Raw genomic sequence first — 16595 nt, forward strand, 5'->3', positions numbered from 1 at the left:
TGCACCACCACATGGATGATTATCCCCTACCCAATTTATCAAAGTAGAGATCAATTATCAGAAATCGAACCATGACCCCAAATAAGTTTCATGCTTGCCCCATTTGTGCTGAACCAGTACCTCATTGGGAGCGTTACCCCCGCGCCATTTGTCGAGATTGCAGCAACAAAGCTGCTGATATCCATGGCCAACACCTCAGTTTTTCGAATATTGACTTCGGCGGTGGTTTTCGGGCTACCTACACCGATGCAAAGACAGAATATCCTAGCCACATCTGCTATGTCGATGGCATCGAGTGCTGGGCCGATGAAGCGCGCTTTGGGGGCATCGTCATCCAGGCGGTTGCGGCAGAAAATTGATTACAGGCGATATTCTTTCAAGGCGCGGATTCCCTTGATGCTCTCAAAGTCTCGATCCTGATGGAGCAGCACCAGGTCATAACTGAGGGCTAATTGGGCAATGCAGCAATCGATCGTACTTCTCACCGTCTTTCCTTCGCGACGGAGATCATAATAAATACGGGCTGCATACTGCCAGTGCTGAGGTTGTAAATCTAGGTAGTCCTGATCACTTAGATAAGTCGTCAATAGCTGTCATTCTTGCTCATCACGACTTCCTTGGAGCAACTCTACCTGGGTAAAACGGCTTAAATAGTAGGCTTCCTCCCCCACTATCGTCTCAAATCGCTGGCATATATTACCCGTTCGGTCACGGAAGAAATATCCACCAGAAACATTCTTTAGCCTTCCTGGGAGTCACTACGGAGCATTTTGTAATCATAATTGGGCTGAAGTTGAATTTTGCCGCTTAAAGCCAGCAAATCATGTTTTTTCTGACTTTTATGAGGGCTTGGAGGGCAAGGTGCATCAGCTCTTTCTTGGTACGCACATTGGTTAAGCGAAAGGCTTCTTCAACCAGTTGATCATCGAGTTCTACATTTGTTCGCATGGTTTTATGTGCAAGAAATGTATATCTGTGTCTGTATGTATGTAGTGCATCGACTATAGCTCATCAGGGCTGGCTGGGTCGGCATGAGGACACTGAAGAGCAGCTCTTATGGGCGATCGCCGCTGATTAACTCCCTTTCCGAAGAATCCCTTCAGCTTTCAGTCTAAGGGGGTCAATCAGGCATAATCTGAAAATAGTCGCAATGCCTTGGACAAATCACAGAAAAATCCCGACGGTCAAGGGTGTAGATCGTCTCTATCTCTAATCTTTCGGCGATCGCCACAATCGCAGTATCTGTAAAATCAAGTTGATTATCAGCATAGATTTCTAAAAGCTCACTAATTCGCTTGCAGTCTTCTATCGTTGTTGCTTCGAGCTGTACCGCTTCTGGATGAATCCGCGAGATGAATTGACGCATTGCCCGATGACCTAGTCTGGAGGCAAGCAGGTAGCAAATTTCTGGAACAACAGCGACGGGGAGCACCAATTTCCCAGAAGTATTTTGAGCAACACTCAGTACACGACGGTGATTTAAATCATCGCGATCGCTCAGGGCAAATAAAAAGCTGGTATCCAGAATGGCAGTCATCATTTTTCTACGGATGAATTTGCCTGATGATGCCAACCCCGAAGCGAATCAATCTCAGTCCTAAGAATCGCTTCATCCGATTCAGAAATATTCCGCTCACCCGATTGACCTAGACCCGCAATGTCTAATAAAAAGTTTTGCTGTAATTCTTGAGATCCTTGCTGTTGCTGGGTTTTGTAGCTTAGATAGTCAAGAAAATTCGCAAGTTCTGTTAAAACTTCATCCGGTAAAGTTTCAATTGTGTTGATGAGGTATTGACGTTCGACAGTTGTTTTGGACATGGTACCAACCCTCCATAATTCATTCATTGTAGAATCCGCATCGGTACCTAGGGCATGCTAGGTCAACATAATAAGACTCGAGCGCGGCTCCTGTGGGCGATCGCCTTTGACATGACTACAAAGAGCTAAAATTATACATAAGATAATATTGAGCTAAACCCATGGATATACATTTGAGAAAATGGGGCAATAGTTTAGGGCTACGCATCCCTCACCACCTCGTCGAAAGTTTCGGCTGGGATGAAACCTGTACCCTGGAATTGCAAGAAAAGGATGATACCCTCGTCATCCGCAAGAAACCGAGTGCTCCTACTTTGGATGAGTTACTAGCCAGCATCCCCGATGATTTTCAATATCCTGATGATGTTCAGGCCTTTTTAGAAACATCGGCAACAGGACGGGAGCTCCTGTAGACCATGGCACCCTATCCCAAACGTGGAGAAGTGATTCGGATCAACCTCAACCCAACTCAGGGTCGTGAGCAGATGGGAGAAGCTCGTTCCTGTCTTGTCCTCAGTCACACCCAATTTAATCAAAGCCGTAATGGCATTGTGATTGTTTCGCCGATCACCAGCGTTCACAAACCAGAGGTTAAAACTTTAATTGCCATTCCAGCCGGCTACAAAGTGCAAGGGTCGATTATTGCTGAACAGGTGCGGACTCTTGATTTGAGTCAGCGTTGGTGGCGCAGTACTGGTGAAATTCTGCCAGCTAAGGTGCTCGAAAAGGCGATCGCCATTTTGCAAGTAATTATTGCTTAAGTCGGAAACAGGGTGGGGCAATCACCCTCATATTTTTTCAGGTCTACACGACAGAAGATGAACAGTACCGTGCTTATCTAGTTTTGGCCCATGGGCAGTATCTCAGCTAAAATACCTTCAAAATTTCTGAAAGAGGTGATCAGCTAGATCTTCTTGTTAATGGGCAGAATCCTGATCTTGGTACGATTCAGATCAACCGTCACTAATGCACCTGCTTCTAACTCTTCCGAAAACCGCCTTAAACACTGCACCACAATTTTTCCAATGGTCTGGGGCATAAGATCCTGTGTTCTTACTTGAAACACACTAGGCGCATCCGCTTGAGAAGCAGCGAGGATTGCCCCGAAATCCAGATCATTCGTGAAAATAATCGCTTCATTTGCCTTCGCCCAGGCAACAATTACCGTATCTGGGTCGTCAGACTGACCAACTGACGACCAATGCCATACTTTAAAACCAAAATTTTGTAGATAACCGACCCAAAGCGGACTTAAATTCATATCAACAACAATTTTCATGCCGTTGCTAAGTCCACCTCATATTCCTCTGCTCGCCACGCCGCAAATGCCAACGCCGCAAAAATATCGTCCCGTTCTAGATAAGGATAAGCTTTTAAAATCGCCTCGCTAGAATATCCTGCTGCGACCAAGCCCACCACTGTGCCTACGGTCACTCGCATACCTCGAATACAAGGCTTCCCACCCATCACTGCCGGATTTAAAGTTATCCTCCTCAACAAAGCTGTAGTCATAATTTTTGATGCCGACATTTCACTTTTATTTTAATGCCTTTACCCCAATGACACAGTGATATCTTGAACCAACCCATGACCAAAGCCAGACTCCTCGAAGATATGCAGTTCTTTCTCACAGAGAGGAGAATAGAGGCGATCGCCATTTTGCAGGTAATCGTCGCTTAGACCAAACATAGAGTGGGATTTTAGCTGAGTTCCCCTACCAAAGCAAACTTCCCGGCATCACAAATCTGACTATAAGGACAGTAGGAACAGTGGTCAGAGTCAGGTTTAGGCGTGTAATCCCGTTGGGCGATCTGTTGCATTAAGATGTCGGCTTCTTGGTCGATGCTTTTTAAATCCGTTGGGTGAAACGTATAGAGTTGCCGCTGGCGGAGATAAGCAATATGGGCTGTGGGTTTTTCTGCGGCTCTGGCATAGGCCCAGAGTTGGAAACGATGTTCTATCGGATTGGGCTTTGAATCTGTTTTAACGTCGAGGACAAAATTTGCGCCAACGAGATCTGCCCGACCATTTAAGACCAACTGATTTTGACGGAGTTCTAAAGCAACTTCCTTTTCACCTGCTTGGACAGTCGCAAATACTGGGTCTGTCCGGAAAGTTTGGGCAAGATCAAGGGCTTCTTGCACTTTGTCAGGGGGGAGCTTGAGATCCTGATTATGGAAATTCAATTGCTCGACGGTTTGATAGTCTTTTTCGAGGGCAGTATGGGTGAGGGAACCAATGACCGCCCCGTAATTACTTTCCCCTTCCGTTAAACCTGGATGTCTAATGATTTGTTCAAAGTAGAACTTTTTCGGGCAACGAGCATAGGTCGTCAGCGCCGTCATTGGTAACTCAAGGCCATAGCTCCGGGCTGGTTCTAGAAGTAATTGAGGAGGCTGTTGTGGTTTTGAAGATTCATCGCCTTTGCACCAGGGCTCTGCTGGGGGATATAAATCCGGGGAAATATCTTTGATCGCAAAATCCTCTAAACCCGGTTGGAGTAAATCTAGGCCCCCGCCTTTCTCTTTGGGCGTGGTCAGAATTAGGCGATCGCGGGCGCGGGTGAGGGCGACATACAAAACCCGTTTCGCTTCGGCGGTTTCTCGCTCTTGCTGATTCCCTTCGAGGAGTTGAAACAGCACCGATTTTTGAAGCTTTCCCTGGTCATCCCGTTGTTTGAGGGCAACACCAAATTCTGGATCAAAGAGAATACTGGAACTGGTATTGGAAAGTTTTCGGGTCAAATCCGGCACAATCACCACCGACCATTCCAAACCCTTAGCGGCGTGGATCGTCATTAGGGAAACGGCATCGTCAGCTTCGAGGGGGGGCCGGGGAATTTTAACCCCATGGCGCTGGAAGCGTTGTAGACGGCGAACAACAGATAACACATCGCCAGTGCCCTGTTCCACATGACGCAAGAGTTCTAAAAAGCCCTGCCAATCGGCAAGACGACGGGTGGCCTGGGGGAGATTGGTAATCACGGCAGAATAGCCAGTCAGTTGATCGGCCAATTGGAGGAGTTGGGATGGAGTGAAGATATCGCGTTTGTTGAGCAATTGTTTGAGAATCCTCACCCGTTGTTGGACTTCTGGCTGCTGACTTTCCTTTAGGCAAAACCACCATTTTTGGTCTTTAGGACGTAGTTCATAGAGCAGGCGATCGCTCAAGGTCAAAAATGGACTCCGGAGGACTGCAACTAAGGCCAGATCATCATTAGGATTGGCAATGAATTGGAGCAGGGACAGACCATCCAGGGCTTCAGGGGTATCTAAAAGGTTGCCGCCACTGGATTGGAGGAAAGGGATCTGCCATTGGGCCAGAGCTTGGCTGTAAATATCGAGGGGATCCCAGGTGCGGGAAAGAATCGCAATATCCTTCGGGACGATCGCCCTTAGTTCTCCTGTCGGTTTATCCCAAACCTTCATTCCCTGGGCAAGCATGTCGTAGATGAGTTGGGCGATTTGTTGGGCTTCGACTTTCCGGGCCTCGGCGATCGCCATTTTTTCTTCTGGGGCAAAGCGATAAATCTCTAAATGGAGCGGATCGTGGGGGGCTTCTTGACGATAAGCATCCAAATCCTGGTGTAGGTCTCCGAGGACAGGCCGAAATACAGTATTGATATTTTTGACTAAGGGTTCATGGGTGCGGAAACTTTGGGTTAAAGCGACGCCATTATTTAACTGCGATCGCCAGCTACGAAAAACTTCCACATCAGCCCGGCGGAATCCATAGATCGACTGTTTATCATCCCCGACAATTGTGAGTTTACTTTGCTCTTCACCCTTTCCTGTTAAGGCTTCGAGTAATTTCCCTTGGGTAGGATTCGTATCCTGAAATTCATCAATCAGGTAGGCTAGCCAACGCTCTTTGTAATAATCCCGCACCGCTGGATCTTCAAGAGCTTTGAGGGCATAAATTTCTAAGTCATTAAAATCTAAAACTCTGGCTTGCTGTTTGATTTCCTTTAGTCGTTGCTCTAGCCACTGGAAAGCACCTTGTAAAGTCATCACCCATTGGGTTTCCCGTTCATCCAATTCCCCCAAAGTCAAACCCAGTAACGAGATATCCGGAAATTTCTGGACAAAATCCCGGCAGGCGATCGCCTGACTGCGGACTGTTTTGAGGATATCTTCACTGGGCCAATTTTTCTTTGACCCAACACTGCCTACTTTTAAGCTTTTCAGCGCTTGTAAGGTACTTTGAAAGCGATCACTCGTAATATCATCCTGATTGCGTTCCAGGTCTGCCATTAACTCCGCTAAAGTTTGGCGTACCTGTTCTAATTTATCCCCAGGCGCTCCTTGGTGTTGGGTAATCAGGGCTTGGGTCTGTTGCCAAGTTTCACTGGCTAACAGATTTTTGATCACCTGCTGCTGTTTATCTCGCAAAGCAGGCAGCCAATCTTCACAACTTCTTTTTAGAGCTTCACGGGCACTCAGAGGATCACCAAGCAGGGCGGCGATCGCCGTTTTGAGGGTGGAATAAGGAATCTCCCCATAGAGTTCTGGGGGCATCTCAGCCAGGGCCACGTTTAACTGTTCCGCTTGCCAAATGCTCCCTTCCCACTCGTCCAAAGGTTGGAAATTGGCTGGTACCCCTGCCGCTTCGGGATGTTCTCGACAAATGCGCATTGCCACCGCGTGGAAGGTACTAATTTGGGCGGCTTCTACTTCGGCGAGCCAATCAAATTTATTTGGGTATTCCTGGGTGATCGCCTGACGAATCCGCGCCCGTAATTCCGTGGCTGCTTTTTCCGTGAAGGTCATCGCCACTACTTCGAGGGGAGACAAGCCATCATTTTTGAGGTGATGGAGATAGCGGGCGGCCAACATGTGGGTTTTTCCCGTCCCGGCCCCGGCGGTGATGCTGACACTGGTTTTTGAGGTGACCGCTTTTTCTTGTTGTTCAGTTAAAGGCATTATTCTTGTTCCTCCCGATTGATGCGGCACACTGATTTGAAATCACAATATTTGCAGGCGTCATATTTTTTGTCGGGGGCAACGGGATAAGAGCCTTCTTCGAGATGAGTTTTGAGGCGATCGCCCGCAGCCTGAAGATCTTTTTCATCGGGAAATTTTGCACTGAGTTTTTCCCCTTTGGTTAGGGAGTAATAAAGATTCTGCTTTACCTGAAACTCAGGATATTGGTGTTGTACCGCCGCTTCATAGATGGGCAGTTGGAGGTCAAGTTTTAAAGCGCCAGACTTATCCTGAATCCCTTTGGGTGGACTAGAACTGGTCTTGTAGTCCATAATCACTAACTCGTTTGTGCCACTGATTTGATCAATGCGGTCAATATATCCAGTAATCTGAAAATCTTGCCAGGTAAACTGAATCTTGTCTTCTAGCCTAAAGACATGACGGCCTTCTGGTAGAAATTCTGGGGCGGCGATCGCCCGTTGGAGGGTCTGAATATGTTCGGTGCGCTGTCGTTCCCAAGCGGACAATTTCGGCAATTTTAAAACGTCTTCTGCTTCGATAAACCATGCTTTAAGCTGCTCAAAGTCCGTTAAATCCAGGTCGGGATTCTTTCGATAAGCATTGAGAGCCAGTTCCAAAACTTTGTGGTAGAGAATCCCCCGCTGACTGGGTTCTAAGGTGGTTTCGGGTTCATCGAGGGCTGCGAGTTTCAGCACCTTACCCGCAAACCACTTGAAAGGACATTGCCCCAATTGCAACAGTTGCGACGCACTAAAAATACGTTCTCGCCAAGGGAATGGCATCCCGATCAAGCCTTGGTATTCATCTAATGCGCTCTTTTGAAGACGTCGTTGCTCGATCTGGTGGGCGGCGATCGCCTGGTCTAATGTTTTCGACTGAAGTTCTGTTGGAATTTGGGATTGGGTTAGATAAAACTGGCGGGCTTCTGCAACACTGGCGGCAATAGCAACCGATGCCTTCTCAGGCTGGAGGCCAAGCTTTTTAAAATAGATTGAAGCAACTTGGGAACGGTAGCGGCCTTCGCCTTGACCAAGGGTACTGTAGGAAAAAGTGAATTGCTTTTGGGGCACCTGCAACAGGCTATAAAACTGAAATTGTTCTCGCCGCGCCTTGGCGATCGCCCCTTCGATGGGCAATTTATCAGACAATTGCTTACGGGTATAAAAATCTAAAACGGGTTCATCCCGCAACGGTCGGGGCATTACCCCTTCAGCCCCATCAATACAAAAAATATAGTCATACTGGGCACCAATCAGATTTTGGGGATTATGCACCCCCACCCCACCACGCATGGGATAGGCTGGTGTGGTCAATAGTTGCAAGCTAGTGCGGATTTCTGCCTGAAACATTTCCCAGGTCATGATTTCCGTTAGAGATGTTGTTAAGCTGTCGAGACCATCAATGAATTTTTTGTAGGCGACGGTTTCCGTTACCCAGGGTAAAGCGCGGCGACGCACATCAAGAACGTTCAAAATTTCCTTCAGGTATTCCCTCCAAACCAGAAAAGTCCCTTGTTGGGGTGGCTGCAATACCGCAAGATCCCATTGATAATGCTCCTGGGTAAGTGCCTGCCATGCTTCAAAATGATTAGGCTTTAGGGTGCGGGCCACCTGCCAAAATTCTCTCCCCAAAGGATGGGTGAGGGGATGGCTTAACCACTGGGCCGTGACTTCAAAGGAATAATTAGTTTCAATGATGGTTAAAAGTTGCTCCAGCCAAGCACCGAGGCGGGTTTTTTGGAGAGAAATCGGATTCGGTAGGCTCAGGGGCACTTCATATTCCTGAGCGACATGAAGCAAGAGCGGCCCCCAATGGTTATCTTCGTTCGTGACGATGGCAATTTTTCGTGCTGCGACACCCTGTTGTAGCAGTTGTTTAATTTGACCCAGGGTGCCCCTAGCCTCTGCCTCCCAGTTGGGATAAACATGGGCTTGGACAGTTGGCGGCTCGAAATTGACGGTGTTTTGACCGAAGAATTTCTGGCTCAGGCGATCGCCTAAAGATTGCGTCTCTGGCTGACTGTCATCTAATTGCCAACCTTTCCCTTGTAAGCGTTTGATGAGTTCGCCTTGGGGTGAAAAAAGAGGCTGGTCATCTACGTGGGGTAAATACAGCAGACTATCGGCAGCGGCGATCGCCTCAATAAAGGCAATTTCATCGACCTGGGGATCTGGATAACCATAGATACAGAGAGTTTGGGGGACAGGGCCAAGGGCGATCGCCTGCCACAGCACAGCGGCGGGATCTACAGTTTTAGTTTCCTGTAGTTGAGCTTGGTACTGTTGAATAACCTGGTGCAGTTGCTGGATTTTTGGGGTGTTAAATGCTTTTAAACCATCAAGATTGGGGCTTGCTTGGAGCAGTTCCTGCATTGCCCTCCGCCAGGTTTGCACCGTCCCCTCTAGATCCGTAGGGTTTAAGGTTGTGGCGATCGCCTGTTTCAGTTGCTGATATTGCTCTAGGGGATTAAGCACCCGCTGGCCTTTCTGCCATAAAAGTTCCGCAGCAAGGCTACTCAGGGAATAGGGCTGTTGTTGTTTCAGGCATCGGGCAGTCTGCCGGGTCGGGGCGATCGCCTCCGCTTTTCCCTTTTTCAGAAGAGCCTGAGCTGCCTGTAGAAAAGGTGATGAATGCTTGTAAATAATGCCCATAAAATCAACTTGCCCGAATCAAAGTTCCTATCAAAGCCCATGACGCGATCACTCTCTCCCGTCAGATAAAATCGGAGAAAAAGCTACCCATAACGTTATGGGTAATTCATTCAAGTCTCGAACTCCTCACCATCAGAACTTACCAAACAAAACACTCTAGCAACTCAGATTGAGTAAAAAATTATCTAAACTGCTTTTGTGAGGCGATCGCCTACTCATTCGGCAACTCGAAAGAATTTCAGACTATAGGGCATTAGTCACACCTTCTTAGCGTGCAATATGTTCCCTTTTATGACGTAACCCCTAGAACCCCTATTCTTTCGTTAAAATGGCCTAAAAAGGTCGATCCTCAAAACATCTTCTATGTAAGGCTTTCAGACGATATTTTTTCTATAACCGATACTTTCTGTTCAAATGCGCCCTCTAATCCATGTACTGCTAACCCCATCGAGCAAAGCCATAGACCTGTCAAGCACCGATATACTATCCGATTCTGGGCTTTGGTGACTTTGAATCTGCTGATCGGTTCTGTCGAGCAGTGGATGAAGTGGCCAACTTTTTGAGGCCGCGTAGTCAAATGCCAGAATCAGTGTGTCTGTCGGCTCGAAGAGAGAAGTTCCTGCAAGGCGTTGAGGAACTGGAGGCATTGTTTCTATCTGCCTGATCCAAATTTCATTGAACAGGCTTTAGCTCGGCAGGAAAATCGGGGTTAGGATGAACTCAGGGCACACGACTCTGTTTTCCTGGGCGATCACCAATCTATTTTTGTAAGCCATAAATTCAAAAAGTCTAGACTTTGCTACTTATCTTCTGGCGGAGTTTGGTGATGGTCTCTGGGTTTAATTCGCTTTCTAGCTCTACGGTTTCCCTTACGTCTAGCGCGAGTTTTACTTCTTCAGGAGTTGCCTGACCCAAATCATTGAGAAGTTTTTGGAATGAGGTGTTTTGCTGTTCAACGTTCTCAGCGGGAACGGGTTCCACAACGTAATTTTGGGAAACCTGACGGGTTAGGGCATAGACAATGTATTGGTTTAGAGATACGCCCTCTTGGGAGGCTTGGTGACTAAGCTGTTGGTGGAGGGTTTCGGGTAAGCGTAGGGTTAAACGACTCATTGTTATTCATCTCCTGTGAGTTTTAGAATGAGTTCGACGGGGGACAGAACAGGTAAGCCTAGGGACTGTTTTGCCCGTTGAAAATCTTTGAGGTTTAAAGTAACGATCGCCGCATTGGCATTCATAGCACAGTCAATGATCAGATCATCGCCGGGGTCGGGGGAAGTGGGTCGCCATGTAAAATGGATTTCGGTGAATTTAGTGAGGGTGAGTAACCGACCAAGGACGGGCTTTAGGGTTTGCCAACGAGTAGGGGATAGTTTACGGCTTAAAACATCTTGGTATTCATAGGCAATCGCCGTGGAAATGTGAACGATGAATAATTCGGCTAACCAAGCTTCGATGATCAGCCCTGATGCGCTCCCCTGTTTGGTTAAGCCTTCTAGAACGATGTTGGTGTCAATAACGAGGTGTAATGGGGCTTGCTCTGTCATGACACCACTATAGCACCATATTCAGTGTCGTTTAGTTGCATTCGGCGATGGACTAGAGGGCGCATCTCGACAGAAACCTAGGATTATAGAAAAAATATTGCCTGAGAGTCTTGTATAGAGATCGTTTCAAGGTTCGACCTTTTTTACTGATTTTAACGAAAGAATAGTGGTTTCAGTGATCGCTAGTGGGTACTTCTTTATTCAGTAAAGGCTGACCTAATTCCTTCACAGAGCCATCACCATTGATATAGGAATGAAGTGCGCATCATTTGGAGAAAGTTACCCATAACGTTATGTGTAAGTCACACAAGCTTTTTAAACCTAATTCTCAGAACTTACCAAATAAAACACTCCAGTAACTCAGATTGAGTGAAAAAATTATCTAAACTGCTCCTGTGAGGCGATCGCCTTTTTTGGTGATTATGGCAACTACCCATAACGTTATGGGTAATCCATCCCAGTCCAAAAAACTCAACCCCCAAATCTTAATCAATTTTCGTGAGGCGATCGCCTTCCCAGCCCTTGGTAAAATAAGCAAGCTACAGAATCTCCAGGCCATCAGTTGACTATGAATATTAACGCTTCAATCATCGATCAACGCCTAGGCTCCCTCATCGACGCTATCCGCCAACCGGCAAAGGATGAATTAAATATCCAAGACGAAAACAAGATCAAGCCCCTTGCCTTTGTCTACCTCTGTGTCAAAACCATTCTCGACCTCGATCACAGCGAAACATTTGATTGCCTCACTGAAGGGGGAGGAGATTTCGGCGTTGATGCCATTCATATTTCTGAAGAACATGACGGAGAATTTACCGTTAGCCTTTTCCAGGCAAAATATAAAAATAACTTCAAAGGAGATGCGAATTTTCCTGCAAGCGGCATTGAAGCCCTGATCAATGCAATTCGGTATCTTTTCGATCCCAACGCCACACTGCAACGGATTAATCCTCGACTACTGAGTAAAGTAGAAGCAGCCCGTAGCCTCATCCGTGACGGTTATATTCCCCAAGTCAGAGCATTAGCTTGTAATAATGGCCAACCGTGGAATATCGCCGCAACGGAAGCCATCGAGCGCAGTGGGTTTGGCAATCAAGTCACTTGGGAACACGTTAACCACGACCGTCTGATTAATATTCTCCAGGCAACCAAGCCCGTTAAAGACACCCTCCAGCTCAGCGGCAAGGCGATCGTTGAAGATATGGAATTTAGTCGCGTTCTAGTGGGCAAAATTGCGATCACCGAAATTGCGGATTTAATTGATCGTCATGGTGAAAGACTGCTCGAACGTAATATCCGGCGTTACCTGGGTTTACAGGGCAATCGCGTCAATGAAGGAATTCGCAATACTTTGATCAATGGAGAGGAGAAAAACTTTTATTTCTATAACAACGGCATCACCCTAACCTGCGACTCCTTTACCCACAATGCCTTTCAGCAGGGAGACTATCAGGTGCGAGTTGAAAACCTCCAGATCATCAACGGTGGTCAAACCTGTATGACCATTGCCAAAACCCTTGCTCAACGCAGTCTTTTTCCCCAGGAAGCTTACGTTTTAATCCGTTTGTATCAACTTCCCAAGGAAAATGAAGACCTCGTTAAAAATATTACCTATGCCACGAACAGTCAAAATCCCGTTGACTTAAAAGATCTCAAGGCCAATGATGAACGCCAAAAACGCCTAGAGATTGACATGGAAGCCCTCGGTTTCAATTATCGACGTAAACGTTCTGAAAGTTACTCCCGTAGCGATATTACGTCAGGGGTAGCCGCAGAGGCCGTCTTGTCTGTGTGGCGCAGAAAACCCCATCAGGCAAAATTCTTTTCAAGAGAACATTTTGGCAAGTTGTACGATTCGATTTTCACAGACCAGCTCAATGGTTCCCAGGTGATCACTGCTGTTTTGCTCTATCGGATTGCAGAAAATCGGCGTAAGCGTCCCGCTGAAAATGATCCTGACTTTGTGCGTTATGGTTCTTGTTTTGCGGCGATGCAGATGGGCCAAAAGCTGCTGTCAGACATAAAGCTTGATTTAGCAAGCCTCAATCATGAGCACTTCCCTAAAGCCCAAGAACTGGTTACAACTAAAGGTGACGACTACTTTAAAGCTGCTATTGATGATATTCAAGCTGCCCTTGCAGATCTCTATGGCGATCGCCCCATATCTTTACAGCAACTCGCTGCCACTTTCCGGAGGGGTGATTTAATCGAAAAACTCCGATAAAACTTAGTGAGATTTATTCAACCTAGCTCTCACCATCAATCGCCAAATTTTTGATTTAATTTAGGGATGAAATTATGGAAATTACAAAAAGTCAGTTTAAAAGCCAATTCGAGAGTATTCTAGAAAAATTGGGCCAAAAAGAAGGGGATGAGGAGATCATCATCGTAGATAATGGCGAGCCATTATTTAAGGTTTCTCGATATCAAAAACGTCAAGGAACAGCAGAATTGTTTGCGTCGCTACGAGGTAAAGTCAAGTATTACGAAGACTTAACTACGCCAACAACCGAAGAGTGGGGAGAAGTATGACAATTGTTCTAGATACCTGCGCTCTGATTTGGTGGAGTTTAGACCCCGAACAGCTCTCGATTCCAGCGAGGTCTTTGTGTGACCAAATGGAGATGAAAAAAAATGGTTTAGTCGCTTCTATTTCATTGTGGGAAATTGCCTTAAAGGTCAAACAGGGCAAACTAGATCTTGGAGTCGATTTAGATTTGTATGTTGAGACCCTACTCCAATCTGATGTAGTACAAATTATTGCGATTGATGTGAGCCTCTGGGTGGCAAGTGTGGCTTTAGATTGGGGCCATCGTGATCCAGCAGACCGGGTGGTGGTAGCTTTAGCAACTCAATACCAAGCTCAGTTAATTACAAAAGATTCTATAATCGGCAATTTTTATTCAGCAACAGTTTGGTAATTTTTAACCGAAACAAAAGGGCGATCGCCTTTTTTGGAGACCATAGCAACTACCCATAACGTTATGGGTAATTATTTTTCCCTTTTTTCCAGAACGAAACGGAGTCCCATGGGAGAGGAATTCCAGGCAGTTTCATTTTTTATCTCGGCGGGCAGTCACTACCCAAACTAATGGGATGCTTCGGAAATTAGTTCATCAATCTGGGCAAGTAATGCCTGCATCTGATCCCATTTTTCAGGATTTTTATCCCAGAGACGCGCAGCCTTGAGTCGTTTGACCGTTTGATCAATGCGTGACTGGGGCTTTTGTTCTGCGGTGTTGAACTTTAGCTCGTTGATACGCTGCCTAATCTCGCTTAAGGAGAGATTTTCCTGGATGGCGGTTTCTAACAAGTTTTTTCGTGATTCGGCATCTTGTAGGCGGGCGATCGCCTTCGCTTTCGTGTAGGCAATTTTCCCCTCACGGAGGACTTCTAAAATATCATCAGGTAAATTGAGTAGGGGTAAACGATTCGCCGTAAAGGACGACCAATTCTGACCCAAGTTTGTAAAAATAGCTTGAATCTGCTCACCGATTTCACTACCCATAACGTTATGGGTAATCGTTTTTCCTTTTTTTTCGTTTTCTAAACGGTAAAGTAAACTTTTTACTTCTTGGGGTTCACGCTGCAACTCTATTGCCAAAAGATTAAGCACACCTTCTGCTTCTTCGACGGGGTTGAGATCTTCGCGGGTGAGATTTTCCACAAGGGCGATCGCCAGGGCTTGTTGATCGTCCAGGTCACGAATCACAACCGGAACAGTTTTGAGGCCCAACTGCAATGCCGCACGGTAACGTCTTTCCCCTGCGACCAATTCGTAGTGGTTAGCTTGGTGAGGAATCGGTCGAACCAGGAGGGGTTCTAAAATGCCATATTTTTGAATCGAAGCAGCAAGCTGTTGAATTTTCTCAAGATCGAAGTAATGACGGGGTTGACTGGCCGAAAGGCGAATATTGGCGATCGCCACGGCAGACTCTGGCTCAGTGGATAGCTCTGCTAAATAATTTCCGACGGTACGTCTAGCCAAGGTAACTCAAAGCCTCCATAAATAAATTTTCATAGTCTTGTTGAGCTGCTTTTGCGGCAGAGCCCGCTAAATCAAAAACTGTTGCCTCTTGAATTGGCGCATCAGAAATACATTGCCGCTGATAGACAATGGAATTAATGAGTGGAAATCGCTGGTCTTGACTAAGGGCCTGTTGTGCTTCTTTTAATAAAACGGTGCCTTTGACAGCGCGGCTCAGGAATAAGCCAACATGGGGCTGGCCGCCGCGCACTTTTTGTCGCTGACGAATGACCTGCAAAATTTTACTACTACTGCTGAGATCAAGACCGGATGGCTGGCAAGGAACAAGAGTGAGGTCAGAGATATCCAGAATTGTTTTGGTAATTTCACTTAGGCTACCGGGGCCATCAACCACCACCACATCATACTGATTGCTGGCCGCTTCGATGGCATCAAAGAGGGCTTCGGGATCAAGGATCGCAGCATTTGGAATTTCTTTAGGTAAACGTGCCAGCCAGCTCGAACTTGATTGCTGCGCATCGGCGTCAATTAACGTGACATTTTTATTTTGGGCCAGCCAATAGGCAAGGTGTACGGCTGTCGTACTCTTACCGCAACCACCTTTTTGGTTCACAATGCTGATAATGCTCACAGATCAACCTAAGATTTACCTGAGCACATTTTATATTACCCATAACGTTATGGGTAGCCTCTAGCCTTAAATTTTCGAGTGCCTAGTTCAAGAGGTAGCGCGAAAAACGGTCTAATGACTTAGTTGTCTCATAAAGAGTTTTAGATGATGGCGATCGCCCTACGAGTAAAAGGCGATCGCCAAAGATGAGTTAAGGAAAAAAGAGTTGCACAAAAAGGATACCAAGAACAAAGGCGATCGCCATCAGAGCCAAGATGGTGAATAAAGACTCACAGAAGCGGTCAAATTCCCGGCGTTGACGCCGCCGAAAGGAAATTTTCTGTTCAATCTCAGCTTGTTGAAGCTGTAATTGTTTGTCCCGGATTTTCAACGCCCGTTCATGTTCCCGACAAAAATCCATTAAGAATCGAAGGAGGAACTCTCTGGCAGCGCAGACGACTCCCCCGGCAGAACAGAAGCATCAACGATGTCATCTCCATAAAGAACAGCGTCAAATTTGCGCTTAAACTCTTCAGAATTTCCAATCTCATTGATCCGTTTCCAAAAAGAATCAACAATGATTTTACGAGCAGCCGCCCGCTGTTCATTAAGTAGATGAGGTGTTTCATCAATCATCTGTTCAGCAAAAGTAGCAGATTTCTGATGAAAGAAGTCGGTCAATTTAGGATCCAATACAGAACTTGGTTCAGAATGCTCTGAAGAATCAGAAGATTGATTCAAAACAATAGAAATTGCCTTTTTATAGCCTTTTTTCTGCTGACGAGCTAAATGAAAAATTCGCTCAAAAAGAGCAATTTGATCATCAGAAAAAAGAATCGTATCCTGTGAGATGTTCAAATCATCGAGGATCTCGTCAAATTTAGGCTGAGAAATGTTGTATTTTTCAACAATGTTTTGTTTGTTCATGATAAAAAGTCCTAGAAACTATCAGAAGTAAATAAAGAAGAAGAGAAAAGAGGCTCAGATTCATCGATAGTTTCGGCCTCACTCTCAGGATGGAAAGAAGTTTGAGAAGAG

20 protein-coding genes and 1 pseudogene are annotated in these 16595 nt (G+C 46.2%); 7 read left to right on the plus strand and 14 right to left on the minus strand.

Annotated elements, in window-relative coordinates; all coding sequences use genetic code 11:
- Positions 1–71 precede the first annotated feature (71 nt).
- Positions 72–359 carry a hypothetical protein gene (locus tag AWQ22_RS15805; RefSeq protein WP_065711940.1) on the plus strand — a complete coding sequence of 96 codons (288 nt, stop codon included), beginning with the start codon at positions 72–74 and terminating at the stop codon, positions 357–359.
- Here AWQ22_RS15805 and AWQ22_RS15810 read toward each other — a convergent pair.
- From AWQ22_RS15810 to AWQ22_RS15825, 4 genes and pseudogenes are all read right to left on the minus strand, one after another.
- A pseudogene (locus AWQ22_RS15810) lies at positions 360–695 on the minus strand (PIN domain-containing protein). It abuts the gene before it with no gap.
- Between the two features lie 112 nt (positions 696–807).
- A complete protein-coding gene (locus AWQ22_RS15815; protein WP_339374707.1) occupies positions 808–948 on the minus strand; it encodes a type II toxin-antitoxin system VapB family antitoxin in 141 nt (46 codons plus the stop codon).
- Positions 949–1120: 172 nt separating this feature from the next.
- Positions 1121–1537, minus strand: coding sequence for a type II toxin-antitoxin system VapC family toxin (locus tag AWQ22_RS15820; protein WP_065711941.1), 417 nt, complete (start codon positions 1535–1537; stop codon positions 1121–1123).
- On the minus strand, positions 1537–1818 hold the full coding sequence (locus AWQ22_RS15825; protein WP_065711942.1) for a DUF2281 domain-containing protein: 282 nt from the start codon (positions 1816–1818) through the stop codon (positions 1537–1539). The genes AWQ22_RS15820 and AWQ22_RS15825 overlap by 1 nt, the downstream gene beginning before the upstream one ends.
- A 161-nt stretch (positions 1819–1979) precedes the next feature.
- Here AWQ22_RS15825 and AWQ22_RS15830 point away from each other — a divergent pair, with 161 nt between their 5' ends.
- Positions 1980–2231, plus strand: coding sequence for an AbrB/MazE/SpoVT family DNA-binding domain-containing protein (locus AWQ22_RS15830; RefSeq protein WP_030008083.1), 252 nt, complete (start codon positions 1980–1982; stop codon positions 2229–2231).
- Between the two features lie 3 nt (positions 2232–2234).
- Complete coding sequence (locus AWQ22_RS15835) at positions 2235–2579, plus strand: type II toxin-antitoxin system PemK/MazF family toxin (RefSeq protein WP_065711943.1); 345 nt, start codon at positions 2235–2237, stop codon at positions 2577–2579.
- 143 nt (positions 2580–2722) lie between these two features.
- Here AWQ22_RS15835 and AWQ22_RS15840 read toward each other — a convergent pair whose 3' ends face one another.
- From AWQ22_RS15840 to AWQ22_RS15865, 6 genes are all read right to left on the minus strand, one after another.
- Positions 2723–3097, minus strand: coding sequence for a DUF5615 family PIN-like protein (locus tag AWQ22_RS15840; protein ID WP_065711944.1), 375 nt, complete (start codon positions 3095–3097; stop codon positions 2723–2725).
- The gene (locus AWQ22_RS15845; protein ID WP_030008086.1) at positions 3094–3330 is read right to left on the minus strand and encodes a DUF433 domain-containing protein; all 237 of its coding nucleotides are present in this window, start codon (positions 3328–3330) and stop codon (positions 3094–3096) included. Before AWQ22_RS15845 ends, AWQ22_RS15840 begins: the two co-directional genes overlap by 4 nt.
- 188 nt (positions 3331–3518) lie before the next feature.
- Entirely contained in the window at positions 3519–6740 is a 3222-nt protein-coding gene (locus AWQ22_RS15850; protein ID WP_065711945.1) for an exodeoxyribonuclease V subunit beta, read from the minus strand.
- Complete coding sequence (locus AWQ22_RS15855; RefSeq protein ID WP_065711946.1) at positions 6740–9412, minus strand: PD-(D/E)XK nuclease family protein; 2673 nt, start codon at positions 9410–9412, stop codon at positions 6740–6742. Before AWQ22_RS15855 ends, AWQ22_RS15850 begins: the two co-directional genes overlap by 1 nt.
- 789 nt (positions 9413–10201) lie before the next feature.
- Positions 10202–10525: a YlcI/YnfO family protein gene (locus tag AWQ22_RS15860; RefSeq protein ID WP_030008089.1), complete on the minus strand. Its 324-nt coding sequence runs from the start codon at positions 10523–10525 to the stop codon at positions 10202–10204.
- 2 nt (positions 10526–10527) lie between these two features.
- Complete coding sequence (locus AWQ22_RS15865; protein ID WP_030008090.1) at positions 10528–10959, minus strand: putative toxin-antitoxin system toxin component, PIN family; 432 nt, start codon at positions 10957–10959, stop codon at positions 10528–10530.
- Between the two features lie 422 nt (positions 10960–11381).
- On the opposite strand from AWQ22_RS15865, the gene AWQ22_RS16880 reads away from it, so the two are divergent.
- The 4 genes from AWQ22_RS16880 to AWQ22_RS15880 all read left to right on the plus strand — a co-directional run bounded on the left by AWQ22_RS16880 (position 11382) and on the right by AWQ22_RS15880 (position 13880).
- Entirely contained in the window at positions 11382–11525 is a 144-nt protein-coding gene (locus AWQ22_RS16880; protein WP_157094669.1) for a hypothetical protein, read from the plus strand.
- 2 nt (positions 11526–11527) lie between these two features.
- Positions 11528–13183 carry an AIPR family protein gene (locus tag AWQ22_RS15870; RefSeq protein WP_065711947.1) on the plus strand — a complete coding sequence of 552 codons (1656 nt, stop codon included), beginning with the start codon at positions 11528–11530 and terminating at the stop codon, positions 13181–13183.
- Between the two features lie 74 nt (positions 13184–13257).
- A complete protein-coding gene (locus AWQ22_RS15875) occupies positions 13258–13491 on the plus strand; it encodes a type II toxin-antitoxin system Phd/YefM family antitoxin (protein WP_065711948.1) in 234 nt (77 codons plus the stop codon).
- Positions 13488–13880 carry a type II toxin-antitoxin system VapC family toxin gene (locus tag AWQ22_RS15880; protein WP_065711949.1) on the plus strand — a complete coding sequence of 131 codons (393 nt, stop codon included), beginning with the start codon at positions 13488–13490 and terminating at the stop codon, positions 13878–13880. Before AWQ22_RS15875 ends, AWQ22_RS15880 begins: the two co-directional genes overlap by 4 nt.
- A gap of 167 nt (positions 13881–14047) precedes the next feature.
- Here the strand turns inward: AWQ22_RS15880 and AWQ22_RS15885 are convergent, their stop codons facing one another.
- From AWQ22_RS15885 to AWQ22_RS15900, 4 genes are all read right to left on the minus strand, one after another.
- The gene (locus tag AWQ22_RS15885; RefSeq protein ID WP_065711950.1) at positions 14048–14947 is read right to left on the minus strand and encodes a ParB/RepB/Spo0J family partition protein; all 900 of its coding nucleotides are present in this window, start codon (positions 14945–14947) and stop codon (positions 14048–14050) included.
- Entirely contained in the window at positions 14940–15578 is a 639-nt protein-coding gene (locus AWQ22_RS15890; RefSeq protein WP_030008092.1) for a ParA family protein, read from the minus strand. The genes AWQ22_RS15885 and AWQ22_RS15890 overlap by 8 nt, the downstream gene beginning before the upstream one ends.
- Positions 15579–15768: 190 nt before the next feature.
- Complete coding sequence (locus tag AWQ22_RS15895) at positions 15769–15978, minus strand: hypothetical protein (protein WP_065711951.1); 210 nt, start codon at positions 15976–15978, stop codon at positions 15769–15771.
- A complete protein-coding gene (locus AWQ22_RS15900) occupies positions 15978–16484 on the minus strand; it encodes a hypothetical protein (protein ID WP_065711952.1) in 507 nt (168 codons plus the stop codon). Before AWQ22_RS15900 ends, AWQ22_RS15895 begins: the two co-directional genes overlap by 1 nt.
- Positions 16485–16595 lie beyond the last annotated feature (111 nt).

Origin of the sequence: Picosynechococcus sp. PCC 7117 (assembly GCF_001693275.1) — a bacterium.
Taxonomy (GTDB): Bacteria; Cyanobacteriota; Cyanobacteriia; order Cyanobacteriales; family MRBY01; genus MRBY01.